Raw genomic sequence first — 21875 nt, 5'->3', positions numbered from 1 at the left:
GCATAAATCAAGAGGAGGAATGCAAGATGGCACAGCAATTTGGCAGTACGAATACGAATTCTGAAAATACTGGAACGAGCGCGGGTGTATCTGTACCAGGAACTGGAACAAGCGCGGAATCAAGAACAGGTACAAGCTCAAACACAGGCATGTCAACAAGCGTGACCCCTGACACTTCGAGCACCAATTCAGGTACAGGCTCAAACTTTAGTACAGGTACAAGCTCAAGTTCAAGCTTCAGCTCAGGCTCAAATTCAAGCAACCACTATGGTTCAACGAATGACAACAGCAAGCTCCTGAAAGGGATTGTGCTTGGCGGGATTGTCGGCGGAGCCCTTGCCCTGCTCGATACTTCAACACGCAACAAAGTGATGGGCACTGCGACTGACCTGAAGGATTCTTCTATGAAAATGTTCAATGAAGTAAAGGAAAACCCTGGTGAAGCCAAGGATAATATGATCAGCCAATTCAAGTCTGCATCTTCGACTTTGAAAGAAGCGATCAGCGATGCCCAGAAACTGTACGAGCGCGTTAACAATGACGTATTCGGAAAAGTAAATGAGTTTAAGGGCATGTCAGGTGATGCGAAGTCTAACTTCCAAGACGCGAAGAGCGGTCTCATGGACGCAAAGGACGATCTGATGGATATCGGCAGCAAGGTAAAAGATGCCGGCTCTGAACTGGTTGAAAGCCCGGTGGGCGGTTCAGGCTCATCTGACAGCACAAGCTCGTCAAACAGCTCTGACAGCTCATCTTCAACTTCAAACAGCAGCAAGTCAAACACTTCAAGCTCAACTGGCTCAAATGGAACAACTGCGTTCTCAAGTGATTCCAGCAAGAGCACAGCAACTGCAACTCCATCTACTCAAAAGAACAGCAAAAACCTTTAATAGATCATATCATCCAGGGGCGGCATCAATCAGATGCCGCCTTTTTGTGCGTGAATTACATTATCTGGCCGCGCTGGAAACTTCTTAACTGCCGCTCTTCGTTTCTCTTTTGAAGAGAAGGGGTATTGATTGATACAAGAGTAAAGCCAATTGTACTGGAGGAATATAGATGATGTTTCGCAAAGGCAAGAACATGACAGCGGAGGATGAAAAAACTTCACACGAAAGGGAGAGTGCAGAAGGAACGAAAGCAATGGTGGCGGCGCCGCATCATGTGGCAGCTGACATTGGCGAGAAGATACTAAAACAAGGCGGAAACGCGGTTGACGCGGTCATCGCCATTCAATTTGCCCTCAACGTGGTTGAGCCGATGATGACAGGGATCGGCGGCAGCGGCTTCATGATGGTCTATGATAATGAGAAGAAGGATACCAAAATCTACGACGGCCATACAAGAGCGCCTAAAGCGGCACATCCGAAAATGTTCCTCGATGAAAATGACGAGGTCATCCCGTTCCGTGAGCGGAGCACACATGCCACAGCAGTCGGGGTTCCCGGCATTCTGAAGGCGATGGATGAAGCCCTCAAAGCGCACGGTACCATGAAGCTGGCAGACCTCATCCAGCCGGCAATCGATATTGCGGAAGAAGGAATTGAAGTCAACTGGGTGCTTGCTGAAGCGCTCGAGAATTTCCACTACCGCCTCGGCCAGCATGCGAAGGATTTCTTTATGCCTGAAGGGAAAGCCCTGAAGGAAGGCGACATTCTGGTGAAAAAGAAGCTGGCCAACACATTCAGGACCCTGCAGGAAAAAGGTGTCGAGGCTTTTTATGAAGGAGAAATTGCCGAAGCTATCATTGGGGCATTGGATGATCTCGACGGCTTTATGACACTGGATGATCTGAAAAACTACCGGGTAACAGTTGATGAGCCGATTTGGGGCGAATACCGCGGCTATAAGATCGCTTCTTCAGCGCCTCCAAGCGCCGGCGGACTGACAGTGATCCAGATTCTCAAGCTTCTTGAAAAATTTGACCTCAAGCAATATGGTCCGAAATCATGGGAAAAGTATTATCTGTTCACAGAAGCCATGAGGATTGCGTTTTCCGATAAAATCGCCTTCAACACGGATCCGGAGTTCGAGGATATGCCGATCAAGGGCCTTCTTCATGATGACTATATAAAAGAGCGCCAGAAGCTGATCAATTTCGAAAGAAGAAACGACGCCGTTGATTTCGGCAATCCGTGGAAATATGAAGACGGCGAGCCGAAAAAGGTAATCCGCCAGCCGGATGATCTGGAAAAGAGCGAAACGACGCACTTTACCGTCCGCGACCAGTGGGGCAATATTGCCGCTGTCACTTCAACCGTTGAGCATCCATTCGGTTCAGGGATCTTCGTACCGGACCATGGCTTTATGCTGAATAATGAACTGACTGACTTTGATGCCAATCCTGGCGGCATCAACGAGGTAGAACCTGAAAAGCGTCCAGTCAGCTGTAAAAGTCCTACGATTCTTTTCAAGGACGGTGAACCGGTCCTTACCCTCGGATCACCGGGCGGACCGACAATCATCGCATCTGTCTTCCAGACGATCGTCAATGTGATCGACTTTGGGATGGATCTGAAGGATGCTGTTGAAGAGCCGCGCATTTTCGCAGCCACCGGCCCGCTCGTTGAATGGGAGCCGGGAATCAGTATGGAAGCGAAGGGTGAAATGGAGTCCCGCGGCTATGAATTCGGGGACAAGCCGAGCCGGATCGGCAATGTCCAGGCCATTAAGATTGATAAGAAAGCAGGCAAGCTTTACGGTGCGGCCGATTCGAGCCGCGAGGGAAAAGCGGTCGGGCTGGAATGATAAAGAAACAGGCTGCCTTTCCCGGCAGCCTGTTCTCTGTTATTTTTTATCGATATTCTGCAAGGTGGATGATCCTTCCTTATCCGACTTCTTAATGACCGAAAAAGATCCGTCGGACTCGAGCACAACCGCTTCTGCTTGTTCAAGCGAGGAGAGGCCCTGGCTCCTTGCGGCCTGGAGGATCTCCACTTCCAGAACACGCTCTTTCTTCATTTCATCGCGAAGATAGCTGCCTTTATAGTATAAAAGCGTCGGATTCGATTTGATCAGCTTGCTTACGGTCTTGCTATGGACAGAAGTCCAGGCCACCAGGTATTGAAGCCCGATGAGGACGCAAAAAGCGGTGAATCCTTCGACCAATGCCACTTTTTTATTCAAAAGGATTGTGGCGAGCGTCGAACCGAGTGCGACCGTCACAATCAGGTCGAAGGCATTCATCTTCGACAGGGTCCGTTTTCCTGAAATACGGAGCACAAGAATGAGCAGAAGATAGCTGCATATCCCGACGATCACCGTTCTGTATACATTATCCCAGCTGTTAAAAAACATCATATACCTCCCAGCAGTCTTTACTTAGCCTTTTTCCTCCCAGATTGCCGCTGAAACATCCAGGAGGTTTGGGTTATACTAAAATTCGTCAGCATTTGCGAAAAATCGATATTTCCGGTAAAGTAAAAAGAGCATTTCGGGTGCCTGCGACAGGCACCGGTATGAAAGGAGAGATTGCTTTGGGCAGTCCAATACAAGATAAAAACCAGCAGGTTACATTCCTGAAGCACCGCTTAAATATGTTCATGGATGTCCTGGATGCGATAGATCCAGAGGACACAGAGCTTGAAGACATAGACCGTCTGATCGAAATGATCGACGAACTGGAATCTAAATGTAAAGAATTTAATAACCGCGAAGAGTAGGAGGGAGCCCTGGTTTGAGGGCTCTTTTTGTTTTAGGCTGTGCGGCTGTCAGGTGGCTGGTCGCAAATAGAAGCTTGAAGGCCGCGATATGGTTGAAGTCGCAAATAAAAACCAGAACCCGCAAATAAAAATGAAAAGTCGCAAATATATCCCGAAACTCGCAAATAAAACGAAAATCCCGCAAATATCGCCCCCCGCACCACACCCCGCCGCCCACCAAAACCTCCCCTGTAACCGATTTCACCTCCCCCTTTAAATCACCAAAGGATAGGAGTATAATAAAATCGTGAAAATTCGTACAGAAACAGAAGATTTTTGAGGGGAACGAAAGGGAAGGGGATCTTGCTGTGAATTTCGAGACATTACAGGAAAGCATGTACCAGTTGATTGTGGAGACTTCTACGAACCTGCCGAAGGATGTGCGCCGCGCGATCAAGAGTGCGAAGGAGCGCGAGAGTGCCGGCACGCGTTCGGCGATGAGCCTTGGGACGATTACGAATAATATTAAGATGGCGGACGATAATGTATCGCCGATCTGCCAGGATACAGGCTTGCCGACTTTTAAAATCAAGACGCCGGTCGGCGTGAACCAGCTGGAAATCAAGGAAGCGATCAAGAACGCAATCGCCCTTGCGACGAAAAACGGGAAGCTGCGCCCGAACTCTGTGGATTCGCTGACAGGGGATAACAGCGGCGACAATCTTGGCGCCGGCACGCCGGTCATCAAGTTTGAGCAATGGGAAAAGGATTATATCGACGCGCGCCTGATTTTAAAGGGCGGCGGCTGTGAAAATAAAAATATCCAATACAGCCTTCCTTGCGAGCTGGATGGACTGGGCCGCGCGGGCCGCGATTTGGACGGCATCCGCAAGTGCATCCTGCATTCCGTGTACCAGGCACAGGGGCAGGGCTGCAGCGCCGGCTTCATCGGCGTCGGCATCGGCGGCGACCGCTCTTCAGGCTATGATCTTGCCAAAGAGCAGCTGTTTCGTTCAGTGGATGATGTGAACCCGCATCCTGACCTGCAGAAGGTTGAGGAATATGTACTCGAAAATGCCAACAAGCTTGGCATCGGCACAATGGGCTTCGGCGGCGAAACTACGCTGCTTGGCTGTAAAATTGGTGTCATGAACCGCATCCCGGCCAGCTTCTTTGTATCTGTAGCATACAACTGCTGGGCATTCCGCCGCTTAGGCATCAGCATTTCTCCTGCAACAGGCGAAATCAATGAGTGGATGTATCAAGAAGGCGAGAAGATTGACTTCGCGCCGACAGAAGCTGAGCTTGAAACAGCGGCTGCTGTAGAAGAAGCAGCTCAGCAAGTGGTCACGCTGCAGGCGCCGATCACAGAAGAGCAGATCCGCGCTCTCAACGTCGGCGATGTCGTACAGATCAACGGCATGATGTACACAGGCCGTGACGCGATCCATCACCATCTGATGGACCATGATGCACCGATTGACCTCAATGGCCAGGTCATCTACCACTGCGGTCCGGTTATGATGAAGGATGAAGCAGGCGAATGGCATGTCAAAGCGGCCGGGCCGACGACCAGCATCCGCGAGGAGCCTTACCAGGGCGATATCATGAAAAAATTTGGCATCCGCGCCGTGATTGGCAAAGGCGGAATGGGGCCGAAAACGCTGGCAGCCCTCCAGGAGCATGGCGGTGTTTACCTCAACGCCATCGGCGGCGCAGCCCAGTATTATGCAGACTGCATTAAAAAAGTCGAAGGAGTCGACCTGATGGAATTCGGCATTCCGGAAGCCATGTGGCATCTAAAGGTTGAAGGCTTCACAGCTGTCGTAACGATGGACTCACACGGCAACAGCCTCCACCAGGATGTGGATAAGTCTTCACTCGAAAAACTGTCCCAATTCAAAGAACGGGTTTATTAATAAGAAACAAAAGCGGGGAGCCAGGTGCTTCCCGCTTTTTCTAATGTTTGACAGAATGCTCCCGCCCATTTTCACAAACACTAAACCTAAAAGGTTTGAAGGAGGAAATGGGATGAGATATGGGAAGCAGCTGATGCTGGCCCTTGTGCTGTTTTTTGCCGGGAGTGCTTCTGCCCAGGCAGGAACCGCCAATTCGCCGATCCACTGGGGCTTCAAGAAGGCGAGCAATGAAGTGCCGGCAGAGGCAGGCAAGCCGCTCGATGATCTGCTGGAGCGGTACGGGTCTTATTATAAAGGCGATACAAGCAAGAAGGATATTTACCTGACATTCGATAACGGCTATGAAAATGGCTATACGGAGAAGGTTCTTGATGTGTTGAAAAAAGAACAGGTGCCGGCCGCCTTTTTCGTGACAGGCCATTATTTGAACAGCGCCCCGGAACTCGTCAAGCGGATGGCGAAGGAAGGCCATATTGTCGGCAACCACTCGTGGCACCACCCGGATATGACTCGGATCAGCGATGAGAAGCTGGCGAAGGAGCTGGAGTTGGTCCGTGCCAAGACAGAGGAGCTGACAGGTATCAAGCAGATGGCGTATCTGAGGCCGCCGCGCGGGGTTTTCAGCGAGCGCACACTCGACCTTGCGAAAAAGCAGGGCTATACCCATGTATTCTGGTCGCTTGCCTTCGTCGACTGGCACAGGGATGCTCAGAAGGGCTGGGAATATTCCTATAACAACATCATGAAGCAAATCCACCCCGGCTGCATCCTCCTGCTGCATACCGTCTCAAAGGACAATGCAGATGCGCTGGAAAAAGCGATCCAGGATCTGAAGAAAAGGGGCTATACGTTTAAAAGCCTTGATCAATTGGAGATGAATAAAGCGTTCGAACATGATATGCTGTACTAGACATCTGCCCAAATCATCATGGATTTGGGCTTGTTTCTTGGGAGCAGCATACCTCCCGGTGTTATAATAAGGGTAAAAAACACAAGGGATGGATGCAAGTTGGCTATTTTTCAAATGAAAGGACCTTATAACTTTGATCTTGTATTGGACAGGCTTTCGCTTGATCCGCTTCATGCTGTGGACAAGGAAAAGCGGAGCGTGAAGGTTCCTTTGATGATTGAAAATGAACCGGTCGCTGCCGAGGTAATAGCGACGGGAACCACTGAGCATCCCGAATTCATCATAAACGGCATAGAGGGAAAACATAAAGAAAAAGCGGAAGAGCGCCTTGCGAGGATATTCCAATGGCATATCCCGCTTGAGGATATCCATACCCATTTCCAGGCTACAGAGCTGAAGGCCATTTTCGACGAGCATTACGGCACACCGGTTGTGCTGGATTTCGATCCGTACGGCTGCCTGCTGAAATGCATCATCCACCAGCAGCTCAACCTGTCCTTTGCCTTCACGCTGACCAAGCGATTTGTGGAGACTTTCGGCTTCCAAAAAGACGGCGTCTGGTTCTACCCGCGCCCCGAAACAGTGGCAGCACTGACGGTGGAACAGCTCCGCGAGCTCCAATTCAGCGGCAGGAAGGCCGAGTACGCCATTGGCCTCTCAAAAGAAATCACCGAGGGAAGGCTGAATCTCGAGGAACTGGCAGAAGAGCCGGATGAACTGATCATGAAAAAGCTCATCAAGATCCGCGGCATCGGCCCATGGACGGTCCAGAACTTCCTGATGTTCGGACTCGGCCGCCCGAACCTTTTCCCGAAGGCAGATATCGGGCTGCAAAATGCCCTGAAGAAATTATATCAACTTGAAGCAAAGCCGACCCACGAGCAGATGGACGAATATATGCTGGGTTGGGATCCTTATCTAACCTATGCTTCCCTGTATCTATGGCGAAGCATTGAATAAATGGAGTGAAGCAGCACGATGAAAAACGAACAAACCGTGAAAATACAAGAAAAGCAGACCTTCCCGCTCACAATCAAGCGGCTCGGCATCAATGGCGAGGGCGTCGGCTATTTTAAAAGACAGGTTGTCTTTGTACCAGGCGCACTGCCTGGCGAAGAGGTCGTCGTCGAAGCCACAAAGGTGAGCCCGAAGTTCGCCGAAGCCAAAATCAAAACGATCCGCAAAGAGTCGGAGTACCGCGTCCAGGCGCCATGCCCGGTCTATGAGCTGTGCGGCGGCTGCCAGCTGCAGCATCTCCGCTATGACCGTCAGCTCCAGGAAAAGCGCGACATCGTCATCCAGGCGCTCGAACGCCATACCAAGCTTCCGGTTGCAGGGCTTGATATCCGCGACACGATCGGCATGGAGGATCCATGGAACTACCGCAACAAAGCGGCCTTCCAGGTCGGCCAGGAGGATGGAAAAATCATCGCCGGCCTCTATGGGCTCAACTCCCATAACCTGATCAACATCCCGCAATGCGTCGTGCAGCATCCGCACACCAACAAAGCGATCGGTGTCGTCAAAAAGGTCATGAACAAGATTGGCATTTCTGTCTATAACGAAAAGACGAAAAAAGGAACCGTCCGCACCATCATGGCCCGGACCGGCATCCAGAGCGGCGAGCTCCAGATCGTCATCATCACATCAACCAAAGACCTTCCGAAAAAAGAGCAGCTCATATCAGAAATCACCAAAAGGCTGCCGCAGGTCAAATCAATCATGCAAAACATCAACGGCGAAAAAACATCCCTGATCTTCGGAAAAGAAACGCGCCATATGCACGGGGAAGAATACATCCAGGAAACACTCGGGGACCTCTCCTTCGAGCTCTCCGCCCGGACCTTCTTCCAGCTCAACCCCGAGCAGACCGTCAAGCTCTATAACGAAGTCAAAAAAGCCGCCAGCCTCACAGGCAAAGAAAAAGTCGCAGACGCCTACTGCGGCGTAGGCACCATCGGCCTCTGGCTCGCCGACCAGGCAGGCGAAATCCGCGGCATGGACATCATCCCGGAATCCATCCAGGACGCCAAGAAAAATGCCGCCCGCAACAACATCAAACACGCCAAATACGAAACAGGCAAAGCCGAAGTCCTGCTTCCGAAGTGGATGAAAGAAGGGTGGAGACCGGACGTCATCGTAGTTGATCCGCCAAGGACCGGACTTGACCAGGCACTACTGAAAACGATTTTGAAGGTAAAGCCTAAGAAGGTTGTTTATGTGTCATGCAATCCGTCGACATTGGCGAAGGATATTGCGGTGCTGGATCCGGAATATAGAGTGGAGTATATGCAGCCGGTGGATATGTTTCCGCAGACGGCGCATGTTGAGGTTGTAAGTGAATTGGTATTGAGGAGTGGAGCAGGTTCCTGAGGAGGGGGCCTGTTTTTTTATACAATGGATTTTATAATACTTTTATTTAATAGGGAGATTTTATTGTAAGTAATGTAAAGTGAATGCTTTAAAGCTTTAATGAGTAAGGGGGCATCCCTGTTTTTACTAAATTAATCGGATGCCAATAATTCCAAGTTCCTTTTTTATATCGATTCCCTCTTTTAGGTCTCTAGTAAAACGAGAAACGGACTTGAAGAATACACAATCCAACTTTTTTAGATTAGCGTCTCCTAATAGACGTTAATCTTACTTTCACTCATGTATATATATGCTGGCGGCTCCCCACTTAGGTTAATTATTATCCTGACAATTATTCTTGGGATTGTGCAATAAAAAAAGTGGGTGAAAAATTTATTCCAAAAACAACCAATAAAGGTCGATTTTTCAATTTTTTTGTCGTAATCTTAAAGTAGATATTCTCTTTTAATCTAAAATCTAGCTTGGAGTATTGGAGATATTTTGTATAAAGATATTAAAAATGAGAGGAATAGCACTATGGACAAATTAGTTGAAGAATATGGAATTAATTACTTAGTTCATTTTACAAAAGCAGATAATTTAGAAAGTATTTTTAAAAATGGTTTACTTCCAATAAAAGAGTTACAAAACAAAGGAATTAATTATAATGGAAATGACGAATATAGATTTGATGGGTGTGAGGATGCCACTTCTGTATCAATACAATTTCCAAATTACAGAATGTTTTACAAATATAGAGAACAAAATAGGGAGGTCGATTGGGTGGTTCTAGGGCTTCGTAAAGAAATACTGTGGCAAAAGAAGTGTGCATTTTGTGTTGAGAATGCAGCGAGTTCTAATATAAGTAGTTCTTCAATAGCTCAGCGACTGGGAATAGAAGCATTTAAGAAAATGTATGAAGAATATCCTGGAAAACCATCAAGACAGCAATTAGCCATTGATAAATCTCTTCCAACTAATCCTCAAGCGGAGGTATTGGTATTTGATAAGATTGAAACAAGTTACATTTGGGGTGTAGCTTTTCTGAATCAAAACCTATTGAATAAATATTCTAATTTAATACCAGTTGGAGTAAAATCAAGTATTGTTCCTGATTTATTTAGTTACAGAGCAGATTATGAGTGGTGGAGGTAAAAGGAGGAAATATGGCAGAAAGACCAATTTTTATTTCTAATATTAACAAGGAAGAATTTGTGGAGATTAAAAATTTAAAATTCGAATGGTTTCCTGGTTTCTCAGTAAAACAAAAACAAAAATCAATCGAGTCTCTACATATGAGTTTTTTAAGAGATAATCCAGATACCAAAATCTTAGAAATATCAAGTAAATCACCTACAGAGCTGGGAGTAGCGTTAAGTGCTTTTAATTTAATGATTCGCACGAAAAATGATAAAGAATTCAGTGTAGAATCGGCATTTCAGTCTAGCAAAGTATTTGAAAAAGGTGGTCCATATGTTGACCTTATAGAAAGTACATCGAGAATAGCAAAAAGGGACCCGCGATTAAAAACTAGTGGGAACCTGGTACGGTTTCAATATTTTAATCGTACTTGGCCCCTTGAGCCTAAAACTTTATTTTACGATTGGCTTTATATTAATGCCTTAGCGATAAATAAAAGCTTAAGTGAAGAGATAGTAAAATACGATGCTTTTACAGATATTGAATTCAATCCAGGTAAATCTATAAATTGTCAAGCAAAAGCAGCAGCTTTATATGTATCGTTAAACAAATTAAATTTATTGGATTATGTACTTACATCCACAGAGAATTACATCCAAATTCTAAGTAAAAGTGATAAAAATAAAAAAATAAATCCTGATCAACAACTAGGCTTATTTGATTAGAAAAAATACTATTTGGAAAATTGGGTGCCTGACCCCACATTCGAATTTAAAGCTCATTCAAACATTGGTTTGGATGGGCTACTATCAAATGTTGGCCAATAAAAAAATAGGGTACCTAAGCAAATTATTCCAAATCCGCTAGGCACCCAAAAATAATCAAAACACCTTCGTAGTCCAATCCTCACAATTCCAAATATCTGTCGCAATTTCACGATAGAAGTCAGGTTCGTGGGATACCATTAATATGCTTCCGCGGTAGGCTTTTAGAGCACGCTTTAGTTCTTCTTTTGCGTCGACGTCCAGGTGGTTGGTAGGCTCATCTAGGATGAGTAAGTTCGTTTCTGTGTTTAAAATTTTACACAGGCGGACTTTGGCTTTTTCGCCTCCGGATAGGACTTCGACTTTGCTTTCAATATGCTTGGTTGTTAATCCGCATTTTGCAAGTGCAGCGCGGACTTCAGCCTGATTCAAGCTTGGGAATTCGCTCCAGATTTCTTCGATACAAGTGTTATAGTTGGACTCTTTAACCTCTTGCTCGAAATAACCGAGGTGTTGATATTCGCCGCGTTCGACTTTACCCGAAATCGGATTGACCAGCCCGAGAATACTTTTTAAAAGAGTGGACTTACCAATACCGTTTGCACCCACGAAGGCAATTTTTTGTCCGCGTTCCATTTTTAAATTCAGCGGGCGGGACAGTGGTTCATCGTATCCAATCACAAGATCTTCAGCTGTGAAAATCCAGCGGCTGGCTGCACGGGCTTCTTTGAAATGAAATTCCGGCTTCGGCTTTTCTCTCCCCAACTCAATTACTTCCATTTTGTCGAGCTTCTTCTGGCGGGACATCGCCATATTACGAGTCGCGACATTTGCTTTGTTACGGGCAACAAAGTCCTTTAAACCGGCAATTTCCTGCTGCTGGCGCTTGTAAGCAGACTCCAGCTGCTGCTTCTTCATTTCATGTATATTTAAGAAGTTATCATAGTCACCAACATAGCGATTCAGTTCCTGGTTTTCCATATGATAGATCAGGTTAACAACACTGTTCAAGAATGGAATATCATGTGAAATCAGGATAAAGGCATTTTCATATTCCTGTAAATAGCGCTTCAGCCATTCGATATGCTGTTCATCCAAATAGTTCGTAGGCTCATCCAGCAAGAGGATTTCAGGCTTTTCCAGCAAAAGCTTAGCCAGCAGCACTTTCGTACGCTGCCCGCCGCTAAGATCATCTACATCCCGATCCAGTCCGACGTCGTCCAACCCCAGACCGCGCGCAACTTCCTCAACCTTTGAGTTAATCTGATAGAAATCGTTACTATCCAACGTTTCCTGCAGCTCTCCAACTTCAGCAAGCAGTGCCTCGATATCAGCACCTTCATCACCCATTTTTCCATAAAGTTCATTGATCTCTGCTTCAGCATCAAACAGATATTGAAAGGCAGTACTCAAAGCCTCTCGCATCGTCGTCCCTTTTTGAAGTACAGAGTTCTGATCTAAATAACCAACGCGAACTTTTCGTGACCATTCCACCTTGCCCTCATCGGGCTGCAGCTTGCCAGTTACAATATTCATGAATGTAGACTTACCCTCACCATTTGCCCCAACAAGTCCAACATGTTCACCTTTTAAAAGTCGAAAAGACACATCATTAAAAATCGCACGATCACCAAAGCCGTGGCTTAAATCTTTTACATATAATACGCTCATTTTTTTACCCCCATGTATAAATGCCTCTAGTGGATATTTTACTTGATTTAGACTGAATTTTATAGTTGAAGTTATTTCAAGTGCAAAATCCAAATAAGCAGAGCAATACTGTATACGAAGAAAACCTTTCAAAAAATCTTTTTTATTTTCCCAACCTATCGACCGGATAAATAATGAGAAAATTGAAAATTATATATAGATTTCCGGTAGTGATATGGTAAAATTTATCAGGTTAAAAGATGGGGGGATGAATATGGAGAAAGTGATTGAAGTTGAGAGTCTATCAAGGCTGTATAAAATGAAAGAAGGTAATAAAAAGGCAGTGGATGATATTTCTTTTGAGGTCTACAAGGGAGAGGTGTTTGGTCTTCTTGGCCCGAATGGAGCAGGCAAGACAACGACGATTAAGATATTGACGACACTGCTGCTGCCATCGGCCGGCAGTGCAAAAGTATTCGGTTTTGATGTGGTTTCTGAGAGCCAGAAAATCCGGGACAGGATCAATTTTGTCTATGGCGGGGAAAGAGGGGTATACGGAAGGCTGACTGCTAAAGAATATCTCCATTATTTCTGTACGCTTTATAAAATCAAGAATAAGCTGCAGCCGGGACTGATTAAAGAGCTGCTTGAACTGGTCCAGCTGGAGCAGGCTGAAAACCAAAAGATACATACCTATTCGAAAGGGATGGTGCAGCGTCTTCATATCGCACGCTGCCTGATCAATGAACCCGAAATCCTGTTTCTCGATGAGCCGACGATCGGGCTTGATCCGGTCGGAGCCAAGCTGCTTCGGGAGCTGGTGAAAGATCTGTCCGCCCGAGGAATCACGATTATCCTTACGACCCATTATATGCAGGAGGCGGATGAGCTTTGTGACCGGATTGCTTTTATAAAGGAAGGCCGACTAAGCCTGATCGGCGAGCCGGAGTTCATTAAAAAAAGCTGCAATCATCTCAATTTATATGAAGCAGCAATGAGTGTCCTTGATATAGGAAAATTGAAGGAAGACAGCCTGCTTGCAAATCTTGAAATCGAAGTCATAAGAGAGCCTTTTTATCAATTGAATTTTGAGGCAAATGATATGGAGCTTGAGGAAGCCAAAGCATACTTAAGCCGTTATGGGGAGATTTTGAAAATCAGGAAAAAGGATATTTCTCTTGAGGATGCCTATATCTATCATATGAAAGATGCAGGGTGACGGAATGAATATCATTTTTCTGCTTGGAAGGGAAATCCGCTATTTCACCAATTTTAATAATAAAATGTATCAATTTCTGCTTTTCTTTCAGCCGCTTATGTTTTTGACCATCATCCATTTCCTGAATCAGGTGAGAGGGGATGCTGCTTCTGGAAAAACAGTTGTGGCTGCGGCGCTGATCAGTATGTGGAGTTATGTGCTATATTCATCTGGTTCAGCACTCATGTCCCAAAAATGGAATGATACTTTGAAGCTTTTGATGGCAGCACCAACGTCTCTGTTTTCGGTGATCCTTACAAAGGCTTTAAGCAATTCCTTCATTGCACTGATCAGTATGATCCTTAGCTTTGTATATGCCAAATTCATTTTCGGATTCAATTTGGATATCCGCGATTACGGTTTGTTTTTTATGTCTGTGCTTGTCCTGATCCTTTCACTAAGTGTGGCAGGACTGATTCTGGCAGTCGTATTCGTCGCATCCCAAAATGTATACGACTTTCAGAACCTCATTTTGACGCCTATGATCCTTCTTTGCGGGGTGTTCATTCCCGTCGAGAGCTTTCCTTTCATACTAAAGTGGGTTGCCTATCTTGTTCCGATGACATGGGGGATCAAAACCGTCCACGATGCTCTGGATCTCTCGCCGTCTTTGCCTGAAACGATGACGGTATCCATCCTGATCAGCCTGGTATATCTGGCTCTCGCTTATTTTATTGTAAAAAAAATAGAAAGCATCCTCCGCCGGAGCGGCAGTCTGGGGGCAATCTGATGTTCCTCTTTAATAAGTTCGGATTCACCTATTTGTCTTATAAATCGCTTTATTCCTTTCAGACATTGAAGCTATTCATCCTTTTCCGGCTTGTTGATCCTGTGATGCATTATCTCTTTTTTGCAGCTTTAGCCAGCTCGGTTGTAGGTACAGACTATCTAAAGTATGTGGTTGTCGGCAACATCGCCTATTATACTAGCCAGACCATCATGATTAATTTCATGAATATGTTCCGGCTTGAAAGAAGGTATGGAACCCTGGAGCTGAACATAGCTTCCCCGGAGCCAACCATCCTAATCATCTTCCGTAAAGCCGTCGTACCGCTTTTGGATGGTCTATTTGTCTTTGCAGCAGGACTCCTGATCGGCAGCCTGATATTTGGGATCGGTCTTCCGCTGGACCAAACAGGGAACCTTCTTCTTACATTTATCGCCATTCTATTCTCGGTACTGTCTTTTTCACTGCTTTTCGCGTCGATCAGCCTTTTATTTTCAAATGTGAACCTTTTCCTGAATGTATCGCTCGCTTTCTTTCAGATATTCTGTGGAGTCAACTTTTCGGCGGCATTGCTGCCGGCTCCGCTTGAAGCCTTTGCCCGCCTGCTGCCGCTTACCCATGGAATTGAAGCACTCCGGGCCATATATGGATTGGAAGCCCAACCTGTATATCCTCTTCTTGCAAGAGAGGTGTTTATCGGGATAGGCTATTTATTCATCGGGATATTGATGGTTTTTATGATGGAAAAGCTTGCAAGGCGGAATGGTGCTTTGTTTAGGAATATCTAGGCACCTATTTTTCAGAATTAAACATGCCAAGTTTCTTTCTAATTATAAAGTAAGTGAAATTGTATTGCTTCAGGCATTAAACCTTCTTATGCAATTGAGCAAAGGGATTAAATTATCAAAGTACGTAATACCAAAAAGGAGGTTTTAAGAGTGGACGAGTTATTGAGTTTAGAGCATTTTAGAGAAGTGAAAAGCAAAGGTTTTGGGTATATAGCTATTACAGATAAAAACTTACCTAAAAACTGTATTCATCATACATCTTGTTACGAAGTGAACGAAAGATATTTTAATCAAAAGGTTATAATCAATAATAGAAAAAATGGTTCGTACTATTTTACTGAGGATCCATTCCTAGTAATAAAATCATTTGATAAGATGGAAAAATGCAAAAAATGCTTTTGAATTAAAAGGTTAGAGGTAGAAACTTCATAGTAGGATATTTTATGAGAAATAGGTGCTTGATCCTACATTAACTAATGCCTAAAAGCGTGCAGGGCCAGGCACCTTCTTTTTAGATGAGTGTATGATCCCATGAAAGTCTTAATATTTCTTAAATAGAAATACTCTTTATCACATGCTAGATATTGTTATTTTTGCTGAAAAATATAAAATTAATGATTCAAAGTATCCTTATAAGGCTGAATCTCGCAATATACTCTTTTAAGAGTTCCTTATCCATATATGGTAATTTATATAGTAAAATGTATCCAATTGGAAGGTGAAAGTTGTGTTAAAAGTTTTTCTGGATTCAAATATAATATTCTCCGATCCTTTTTTTAAAGGCAACTTTTCAAGGAAGTTTGTTGATGCGATGATAGAGTTAAGAGGTAATCTGGTTATTTCAAATTTAGTTTACGAGGAATCCAAGAATAACTATAGAAGAGAAATAAAAAAAAGAAGAAAAGAGTTAGGGAAGATAAAACATAAATTAAATAAAATATTAATCACCGAAGTGGAAAATACTTATAAAGATGATGAATTTTATGTGAAAGAATTTATAGACTATTATCAAGATATGATTGATAAAGGATTTCTAGAAATAGTTTCATATAATGACTTTGAAATATTTGATGAGATAATAAAACGCTCCCTAATACCTAAAAAACCTTTCGACCATCATAAAGAGGAATTTAAAGATACAGTTATTTGGCTATCATACTCTAACTATGTGGAGAAAAATGAATTATCAAATTGCTTTTTTATATCAAACAATACAAGTGATTATTATGATAGTGATAAAATTAGGTTGCATCCTGACCTTCTTGAGGACACCCAACGTATTAAACCTTATAAATCAATTGAAGATTTTATGAAGCATGAGGTGGAACCTTTATTGGAAGAGCAGGAAAAGCAATACGAGCAACTGTTAGATTGGGCAGAAGTACATTTAGAAGAGAAATATGTTGAAGATATTATTAAAACTGAATTTGTGGATGAATTAACAAATGAATTGTCCTATTTTGTAAATCATCTGGATGCGCATGAAATTAGGCATATTGCATCCACTCACGATGATTATAGTCAAGCAGAATTTAACGGTATTTTGAGTGTGAACTTAGCAACGTATGAAAGAGAATTGTATTCAAATGAGATTATTATATATGGCTCTTTAAATATTTGGAGCGATGTATCACTTTTCCTAGTAAAGCGTGATAAAGTTGAAGAAGACACTCTCAATGTTGGCTCTATGGGAATGAATCAAAAGGTTGAGTTTACATTTACCATCGGTTTAGATTATTTACCAGCAAACTTTGAAGTAAAACGTATTGAAACTGAAATTTACTAGTCTATTAACTGTAACTGGGTTATTGATATAGATAAATTTACCCTTCTCGACAATAAATTACATTCCCTTAAAGAGAGGGGAGGGGACAGAAGCAGTTAGTTTATCAAAACTAACTGCTTTTCTCTAGGTTTTATTTTTAAGTTGATTTCACAAAAGGAGCTTGTTTAAAACCCGTCTTGAGAACAATAGTGAAGGGGCTCCTCCATAAGCATCCAGGTACAACTCCCGAAGTGCCTTCCTTAAAGCACTGCTCTCATTGTCATCGTCCACTCCAATCCCTATAAAGTCTTTGTAGGGCGGAGCATCCTCGCAAATGGTTGCTGTTACTTTGTAATAAGAAGGGAATTGCATAAGCTCAACTTCTACCTCATCCCCGTGCTCGTTCTTTAACCGTACAACTCGAGAATTTCGATATCCAGTTATCAATAATTTGTCTCCTTTCAATGATTAGATTTATGTGGCAGCCCGTTCTAATGAACACTCTTAACTAAATAGAATGACAGCATTTACTCCTCAATCACTCAACATTGCCGCAGTCGTTATTTCTCTTCCAGGTCACTATTTTCCTCAGCTATCTTTACTAATTCCCATGTCTTCAACCCAAGTGCTTTGGCGATTGAAGCGGTACCAGCGCCGAGGCTGGGATCAATATGGTTTTGTTCCACTTTGCTTATGTACTCGCGTGAATAGCCGGTTAATCCAGCGAGGTCCTCCTGGCTGAGTTTCTGCTCGGCTCTTAGTCGTTTGATTGTGCTCCCGATGTAAAGGATCTGCTCTTTGTCCAAAGGAAATTTCTCCTTTTTACAGTAATTACATAACTGAGCAGACAGAAACACTATGAACGATAGTTCACATAAAATGTGAAATTTTATAAAGTGGAGGTTTTAGCACGGGAAGGCTTGTCTTAACTGGATATCGAAGGCGTAACTCACGTTTAGATTGGGATGCTAGTTTTAAATCAATTTTGGTTATAAGGCATAAGAGTAGAGGTCGGCCTTTTACCAGGATGGAGTTCAGGAAAGGCAAATAGTTTAAACTTCATTATTGCTCAATAAAAAGGGTGCGATTTCCTTATTGAAGAATCGCACCCTTTAGTGAAAAATATTATACTTTCTTTCTTGTATTTGCCTCAAAGTCCCAGGGGATTACTCACCTACCATACCGTCGCCATCACGGTCGTCCATATATGGGTATAACCAATGATCACTCGTTATTGGCATGCTAAAACCTGCTGCTTTAGCTTCATTAATCGTCACCTGTCCGTTACCGTTTGTATCAACACTGGAAATATCACCGCTTGTGTTTGAACTAGTTGTTTCAGTTGGCTCACTGCTCGTTAGTCCGAGTGATTCGTTTACTTCATCAGGGTTCACATTGTCAAATGTATCAACGATCTCATTACCCATTAAAGTATAGGTATACTGATAACTTGAAGGAATCTGCGTTTCCGTATTCGGATATGTGATGATTGCTTCAAAGTTAGTAGCTCCACCTGCCTTACGAATCGCATCTTCCATGTAGGCTTGATCGCCATGCCGGTTGAGCGTACTGTCTTGTGGAGTAATATTATAAGCATTTGATACTCCGCCAAGAGAATCAGCAATGATATGTCCTTCATCTAGGACGTCACTTTCAACACCAGGAACCTTTGCCTCATCAGAATAGTACCTTCCAGTCGATAATACAGGCTCGGTACTGTCATCTTGCAGAATGATTTCATCAGCAATGACACGAACTAGCTGCCCGTATTCATTCGTAAATGCCCAATATTCCCGATCCCCATAACCAATGTCTACAACGACTTTGGATTCACGATAACCAGATACATCACCGCCATCAACCTCAACAAGTTTGTATCCTGAGAACAGTTCATTATTTGGTTGGGTAGATGTTTCCTCGGCAGCTGGAACACTTGCCGTTTTCTCTGCTTCTGGTTTAACAGTAACTGTAGTTTCTTCTTGTGGAACTTTATCTGCATTTGTATTGGATGTATCTTCTTGGGTGGTACAACCAGCAATAAAGATGATTGTTAGAAGTGAGATTAAATAGTTCATTTTCTTTTTCATATTAGGACTCTCCTATAATGTTTTCATATAATAAATTCTTCTTTTATGGTGATATATATTTTTAATTATATTATACAAGGAATACAAAATACTTAGTAGTGAGTGTTATTAAACTATGTAAGAGAAAACTATAGAACTTTAAACCTCACAATTGTTAAAATGATATTATGTTGGTAAAGAAAGGGAAATATATGGAGCTAGAAAAGTAAGAAAAAATAGTATCATGTGTGAACAGAGTTTTAATCCCAAAATGAATTTACTTTTTAGTTGTTTGGATAGGAGTTTCAGAAAATAGTGCCTGACACCACACTAGGCATTAAATCAGGTGGGATTAGGCACAGTCTTTCGTAAAACTAATAATTTATAAAGTATTTGAGTGAAATTTCAAATCAAATAAGGGGAGGGTATTATGTCAAAGCTAGATTATACTATAAAATTAGTATATCCAGACTGGGTCGTAGATGAGCTTAGGGAAAAAAGAATGGGTTTCTCAGGTAGATATAAAAGATTCAATTTCCCAGTTGGTGCAAAGATGCTGGTGTATCTTACAGAGCAACAAATGATAATGGGTATAAATACAGTAAAAGGAACCTGGAAAGATGGAGAAAAATACCCTTCAAGCCCAGGCTATCCAATAAAACTTCCGGTAATAATGGATTATGAAGTTCCAAATGATGGGATTGGGTTAACTATAAGAGAAGTGCAAAGCATCGTAGAGTATTTCCAACCTCATAAAGATATGAGTTTCTTCTCATTAACTGAAGAACAATACAAGTCCTTAGAAAAGTTATTATTAGAAAAAAATAGATAGTCGAAGAGAGAAACAGGAGGATTTAATAATGGACGCAGGAAAGCGCACAATCAACGAAATTTTTAACGGAAGCCGAATGCTTGAGATTCCGTTCTTTCAGCGAGCTTATGTGTGGGGTGAACCCCAGTGGGAACGGCTGCTTGAAGACGTTGAAACGGTTAGCCGGACGCGAACACCATATTTCATGGGGGCGGTGATACTAAAGCAGCAATTGACGGACACGTCAAGCACTGTAGGGGATGTTCGAACCATTATTGATGGGCAGCAACGGCTTACTACAATGAGTATTCTACTTAAGGTACTCTGTCTTAAAAACGACAGCTTAAGGAAGTTCGATAAGCGTTTTCGCCTTGACGATGACCAACCCGTTTTACAGCATAATCACAACGATATTGAAGCATACAATACGATTATGGATTTAAAAAACGCCGTACCTATCCACCGCAAGGACAACATTTCTCAGGCCTATCAATACTTTCTAGATAACCTTAATCCGAGCAAGGTAGATTTTGATACAGTTTGCCATGCTATATTGTTTGTAGGAATTGACCTTGCAACCGACGAGGACGAGCAGCAGATTTTTGATACTATTAACTCACTTGGAGTGCGTCTTACTACTGCCGAACTCCTGAAAAATTACTTTTTCGGACGTGACGACATTGCCGAATACGAGAAATATTGGCGGAATGTTTTTGAGAAAGACGACGAAACAAAGGAATATTGGGATAGAGAGATTACAACTGGAAGGAAGAAAAGGACTTTTATTGATCTGTTTTTCTTCTCGTTCTTACAGATAAAAGTACAAGACAGTTCTATAGACGTTAAGACCGAGGACAAACTATCATTCTCTAAAGTTGAGAAGGTGTTCGATTCCTACAAACTCTTCATTAAGAACTACTATGCAAATGACAAGCGTTCTATTCTCGAAGAAATACGTGAGTACGCCTCCGTATTCAGAAAGGCGATTAACGCGAATATTATAGATGCCGAACTGTCTCCGACGGCGGGTATTGAGCGCCTTAATGCAATTATTTTCGCGTTGGACACCACGACCTTGGTTCCTTATGTTCTATTTGTCGAGCGCAATGTGCAAGACGTATCGGTGCGGAACGAACTGTATGATTATATAGAATCATACTTAATGCGCCGACTTGTGACACGTCAAACCACTAAAAACTATAACCAACTTTTTACTGATAGATTGATATTAAACCGCATTTTGACAAAACAAGGGTTCATCAGCTATCTAAGTAGACAAGGCGACAAGGTAAATCGTATGCCGACAGATAACGATGTCAAGAACGCGTTCAACGAGTCGATGCTAACTAATAAGTATGCCACAGGTGTTCTTTACATGATTGAATCTAAAATCCGAGACAGACGCCGTCATTCTACACAATTGCTCGGGATTAGCAAATATAGCCTTGAACATATGATGCCTAAAAAATGGCGTAATCACTGGGCTTTTTCTGGCGATAACGCAGCTGCTGATATCCGTGACCGCAAACTACTTACTCTTGGAAACTTAACGATTATAACTCAGGCGTTAAATGCCTCCATTCGTGATTCTGACTGGTCAACAAAGAAATCCGGACGAGGCGATAAGGGGGGGCTACGGAAGTACGCAGAAGGCATTGAAACTTTCTCTGCATATCTTGAATTAGATGTCTGGGACGAAGCAGCAATTCAGGATAGAGCAGCTTACCTTTCGACGAAGGCACTTAAAATATGGGGTATTTAAAAGTCAGGGCCTGATTCCATATTCCTCATCATATTACATTCCAAGCCTGTTCGCTAACGGATTTATGATGTACGGCAATAAATTGTATTCTCCTGACAGAGAGGCAGTTAGTTTATCTAAAACTAGCTGCTTTTCTATATAGTTTAATTCTTTTATTGATTTTACAATGTAGAACCTACATCCATAAAAGTATTAAAGTGTGTGAGGTCAGGTACAATTCTTTTATCAATGCGTCCATTTTTCCATGTACAATAAATCATTGATCTCGCTAAGTAGTGCATCTGATTTCAATAATTTAACATTTATTTTTTTGCTTATATCA

The 21875-nt window shown here is 43.2% G+C and carries 21 protein-coding genes; 16 read left to right on the top strand and 5 right to left on the bottom strand.

Annotated features, from left to right (window positions below; genetic code table 11):
* Nucleotides 1–26: 26 nt before the first annotated feature.
* Together ABU165_RS16135 and ggt are read left to right on the top strand one after the other, a co-directional pair.
* Nucleotides 27–890 carry a hypothetical protein gene (locus ABU165_RS16135; RefSeq protein WP_318060459.1) on the top strand — a complete coding sequence of 288 codons (864 nt, stop codon included), beginning with the start codon at nucleotides 27–29 and terminating at the stop codon, nucleotides 888–890.
* A 169-nt stretch (nucleotides 891–1059) separates the two neighbouring features.
* A complete protein-coding gene (gene ggt, locus ABU165_RS16130; RefSeq protein WP_318060458.1) occupies nucleotides 1060–2748 on the top strand; it encodes a gamma-glutamyltransferase in 1689 nt (562 codons plus the stop codon).
* A 39-nt stretch (nucleotides 2749–2787) separates the two neighbouring features.
* Here ggt and ABU165_RS16125 read toward each other — a convergent pair whose 3' ends face one another.
* Nucleotides 2788–3297 carry a DUF421 domain-containing protein gene (locus tag ABU165_RS16125; protein WP_353762672.1) on the bottom strand — a complete coding sequence of 170 codons (510 nt, stop codon included), beginning with the start codon at nucleotides 3295–3297 and terminating at the stop codon, nucleotides 2788–2790.
* A gap of 179 nt (nucleotides 3298–3476) precedes the next feature.
* Between ABU165_RS16125 and ABU165_RS16120 the strand changes: the two genes are divergently transcribed.
* From ABU165_RS16120 to ABU165_RS16090, 7 genes are all read left to right on the top strand, one after another.
* Nucleotides 3477–3662 carry an SE1561 family protein gene (locus ABU165_RS16120; protein WP_009792096.1) on the top strand — a complete coding sequence of 62 codons (186 nt, stop codon included), beginning with the start codon at nucleotides 3477–3479 and terminating at the stop codon, nucleotides 3660–3662.
* Nucleotides 3663–4036: 374 nt separating this feature from the next.
* Nucleotides 4037–5560, top strand: coding sequence for a fumarate hydratase (locus tag ABU165_RS16115; protein WP_396349983.1), 1524 nt, complete (start codon nucleotides 4037–4039; stop codon nucleotides 5558–5560).
* Nucleotides 5561–5672: 112 nt separating this feature from the next.
* Nucleotides 5673–6470 (top strand): delta-lactam-biosynthetic de-N-acetylase, encoded by a 798-nt coding sequence (gene pdaA / locus ABU165_RS16110; protein WP_318060455.1) that lies wholly within the window; start codon nucleotides 5673–5675, stop codon nucleotides 6468–6470.
* 114 nt (nucleotides 6471–6584) lie between these two features.
* Entirely contained in the window at nucleotides 6585–7430 is an 846-nt protein-coding gene (locus ABU165_RS16105) for a DNA-3-methyladenine glycosylase family protein (RefSeq protein ID WP_318060545.1), read from the top strand.
* Between the two features lie 18 nt (nucleotides 7431–7448).
* Nucleotides 7449–8843 carry a 23S rRNA (uracil(1939)-C(5))-methyltransferase RlmD gene (rlmD, locus tag ABU165_RS16100; protein ID WP_318060454.1) on the top strand — a complete coding sequence of 465 codons (1395 nt, stop codon included), beginning with the start codon at nucleotides 7449–7451 and terminating at the stop codon, nucleotides 8841–8843.
* A 516-nt stretch (nucleotides 8844–9359) separates the two neighbouring features.
* A complete protein-coding gene (locus ABU165_RS16095; protein ID WP_318060453.1) occupies nucleotides 9360–9977 on the top strand; it encodes a DarT ssDNA thymidine ADP-ribosyltransferase family protein in 618 nt (205 codons plus the stop codon).
* Nucleotides 9978–9988: 11 nt separating this feature from the next.
* Nucleotides 9989–10687 (top strand): DarT1-associated NADAR antitoxin family protein, encoded by a 699-nt coding sequence (locus tag ABU165_RS16090; protein WP_318060452.1) that lies wholly within the window; start codon nucleotides 9989–9991, stop codon nucleotides 10685–10687.
* Nucleotides 10688–10843: 156 nt separating this feature from the next.
* Here the strand turns inward: ABU165_RS16090 and ABU165_RS16085 are convergent, their stop codons facing one another.
* Nucleotides 10844–12397, bottom strand: a complete 1554-nt coding sequence (locus ABU165_RS16085; protein ID WP_148950477.1) for an ABC-F family ATP-binding cassette domain-containing protein — start codon at nucleotides 12395–12397, stop codon at nucleotides 10844–10846.
* A gap of 253 nt (nucleotides 12398–12650) precedes the next feature.
* Between ABU165_RS16085 and ABU165_RS16080 the strand changes: the two genes are divergently transcribed.
* The 5 genes from ABU165_RS16080 (at nucleotide 12651) to ABU165_RS16060 (ending at nucleotide 16935) form a co-directional block, all read left to right on the top strand.
* Entirely contained in the window at nucleotides 12651–13595 is a 945-nt protein-coding gene (locus tag ABU165_RS16080) for an ABC transporter ATP-binding protein (protein ID WP_318060451.1), read from the top strand.
* Between the two features lie 4 nt (nucleotides 13596–13599).
* Complete coding sequence (locus ABU165_RS16075; RefSeq protein ID WP_318060450.1) at nucleotides 13600–14364, top strand: ABC transporter permease; 765 nt, start codon at nucleotides 13600–13602, stop codon at nucleotides 14362–14364.
* Nucleotides 14364–15149: an ABC transporter permease gene (locus ABU165_RS16070; RefSeq protein WP_318060449.1), complete on the top strand. Its 786-nt coding sequence runs from the start codon at nucleotides 14364–14366 to the stop codon at nucleotides 15147–15149. The genes ABU165_RS16075 and ABU165_RS16070 overlap by 1 nt, the downstream gene beginning before the upstream one ends.
* Before the next feature lie 150 nt (nucleotides 15150–15299).
* Nucleotides 15300–15551, top strand: coding sequence for a hypothetical protein (locus ABU165_RS16065; RefSeq protein ID WP_318060448.1), 252 nt, complete (start codon nucleotides 15300–15302; stop codon nucleotides 15549–15551).
* 325 nt (nucleotides 15552–15876) lie between these two features.
* Nucleotides 15877–16935 (top strand): PIN domain-containing protein, encoded by a 1059-nt coding sequence (locus ABU165_RS16060; RefSeq protein ID WP_318060447.1) that lies wholly within the window; start codon nucleotides 15877–15879, stop codon nucleotides 16933–16935.
* 147 nt (nucleotides 16936–17082) lie between these two features.
* Here the strand turns inward: ABU165_RS16060 and ABU165_RS16055 are convergent, their stop codons facing one another.
* The 3 genes from ABU165_RS16055 to ABU165_RS16045 form a co-directional block, all read right to left on the bottom strand.
* Nucleotides 17083–17361, bottom strand: a complete 279-nt coding sequence (locus ABU165_RS16055; protein ID WP_318060446.1) for a hypothetical protein — start codon at nucleotides 17359–17361, stop codon at nucleotides 17083–17085.
* Nucleotides 17362–17474: 113 nt separating this feature from the next.
* Complete coding sequence (locus tag ABU165_RS16050) at nucleotides 17475–17720, bottom strand: helix-turn-helix domain-containing protein (protein WP_318060445.1); 246 nt, start codon at nucleotides 17718–17720, stop codon at nucleotides 17475–17477.
* Between the two features lie 360 nt (nucleotides 17721–18080).
* Entirely contained in the window at nucleotides 18081–19001 is a 921-nt protein-coding gene (locus ABU165_RS16045; RefSeq protein WP_318060444.1) for a DNA/RNA non-specific endonuclease, read from the bottom strand.
* 409 nt (nucleotides 19002–19410) lie between these two features.
* Between ABU165_RS16045 and ABU165_RS16040 the strand changes: the two genes are divergently transcribed.
* The gene (locus ABU165_RS16040; protein ID WP_318060443.1) at nucleotides 19411–19812 is read left to right on the top strand and encodes a hypothetical protein; all 402 of its coding nucleotides are present in this window, start codon (nucleotides 19411–19413) and stop codon (nucleotides 19810–19812) included.
* A gap of 28 nt (nucleotides 19813–19840) precedes the next feature.
* Nucleotides 19841–21553, top strand: a complete 1713-nt coding sequence (locus tag ABU165_RS16035) for a DUF262 domain-containing protein (RefSeq protein WP_318060442.1) — start codon at nucleotides 19841–19843, stop codon at nucleotides 21551–21553.
* The last annotated feature ends 322 nt before the right edge of the window (nucleotides 21554–21875 follow it).

This window comes from Cytobacillus sp. T106 (genome assembly GCF_040492155.1).
Classification (GTDB): Bacteria; Bacillota; Bacilli; order Bacillales; family Cytobacillaceae; genus Bacillus_AB; species Bacillus_AB infantis.
The sequence above is the reverse complement of the archived record's forward strand: the minus strand, read 5'-3'. Positions and strand labels throughout refer to the sequence as shown.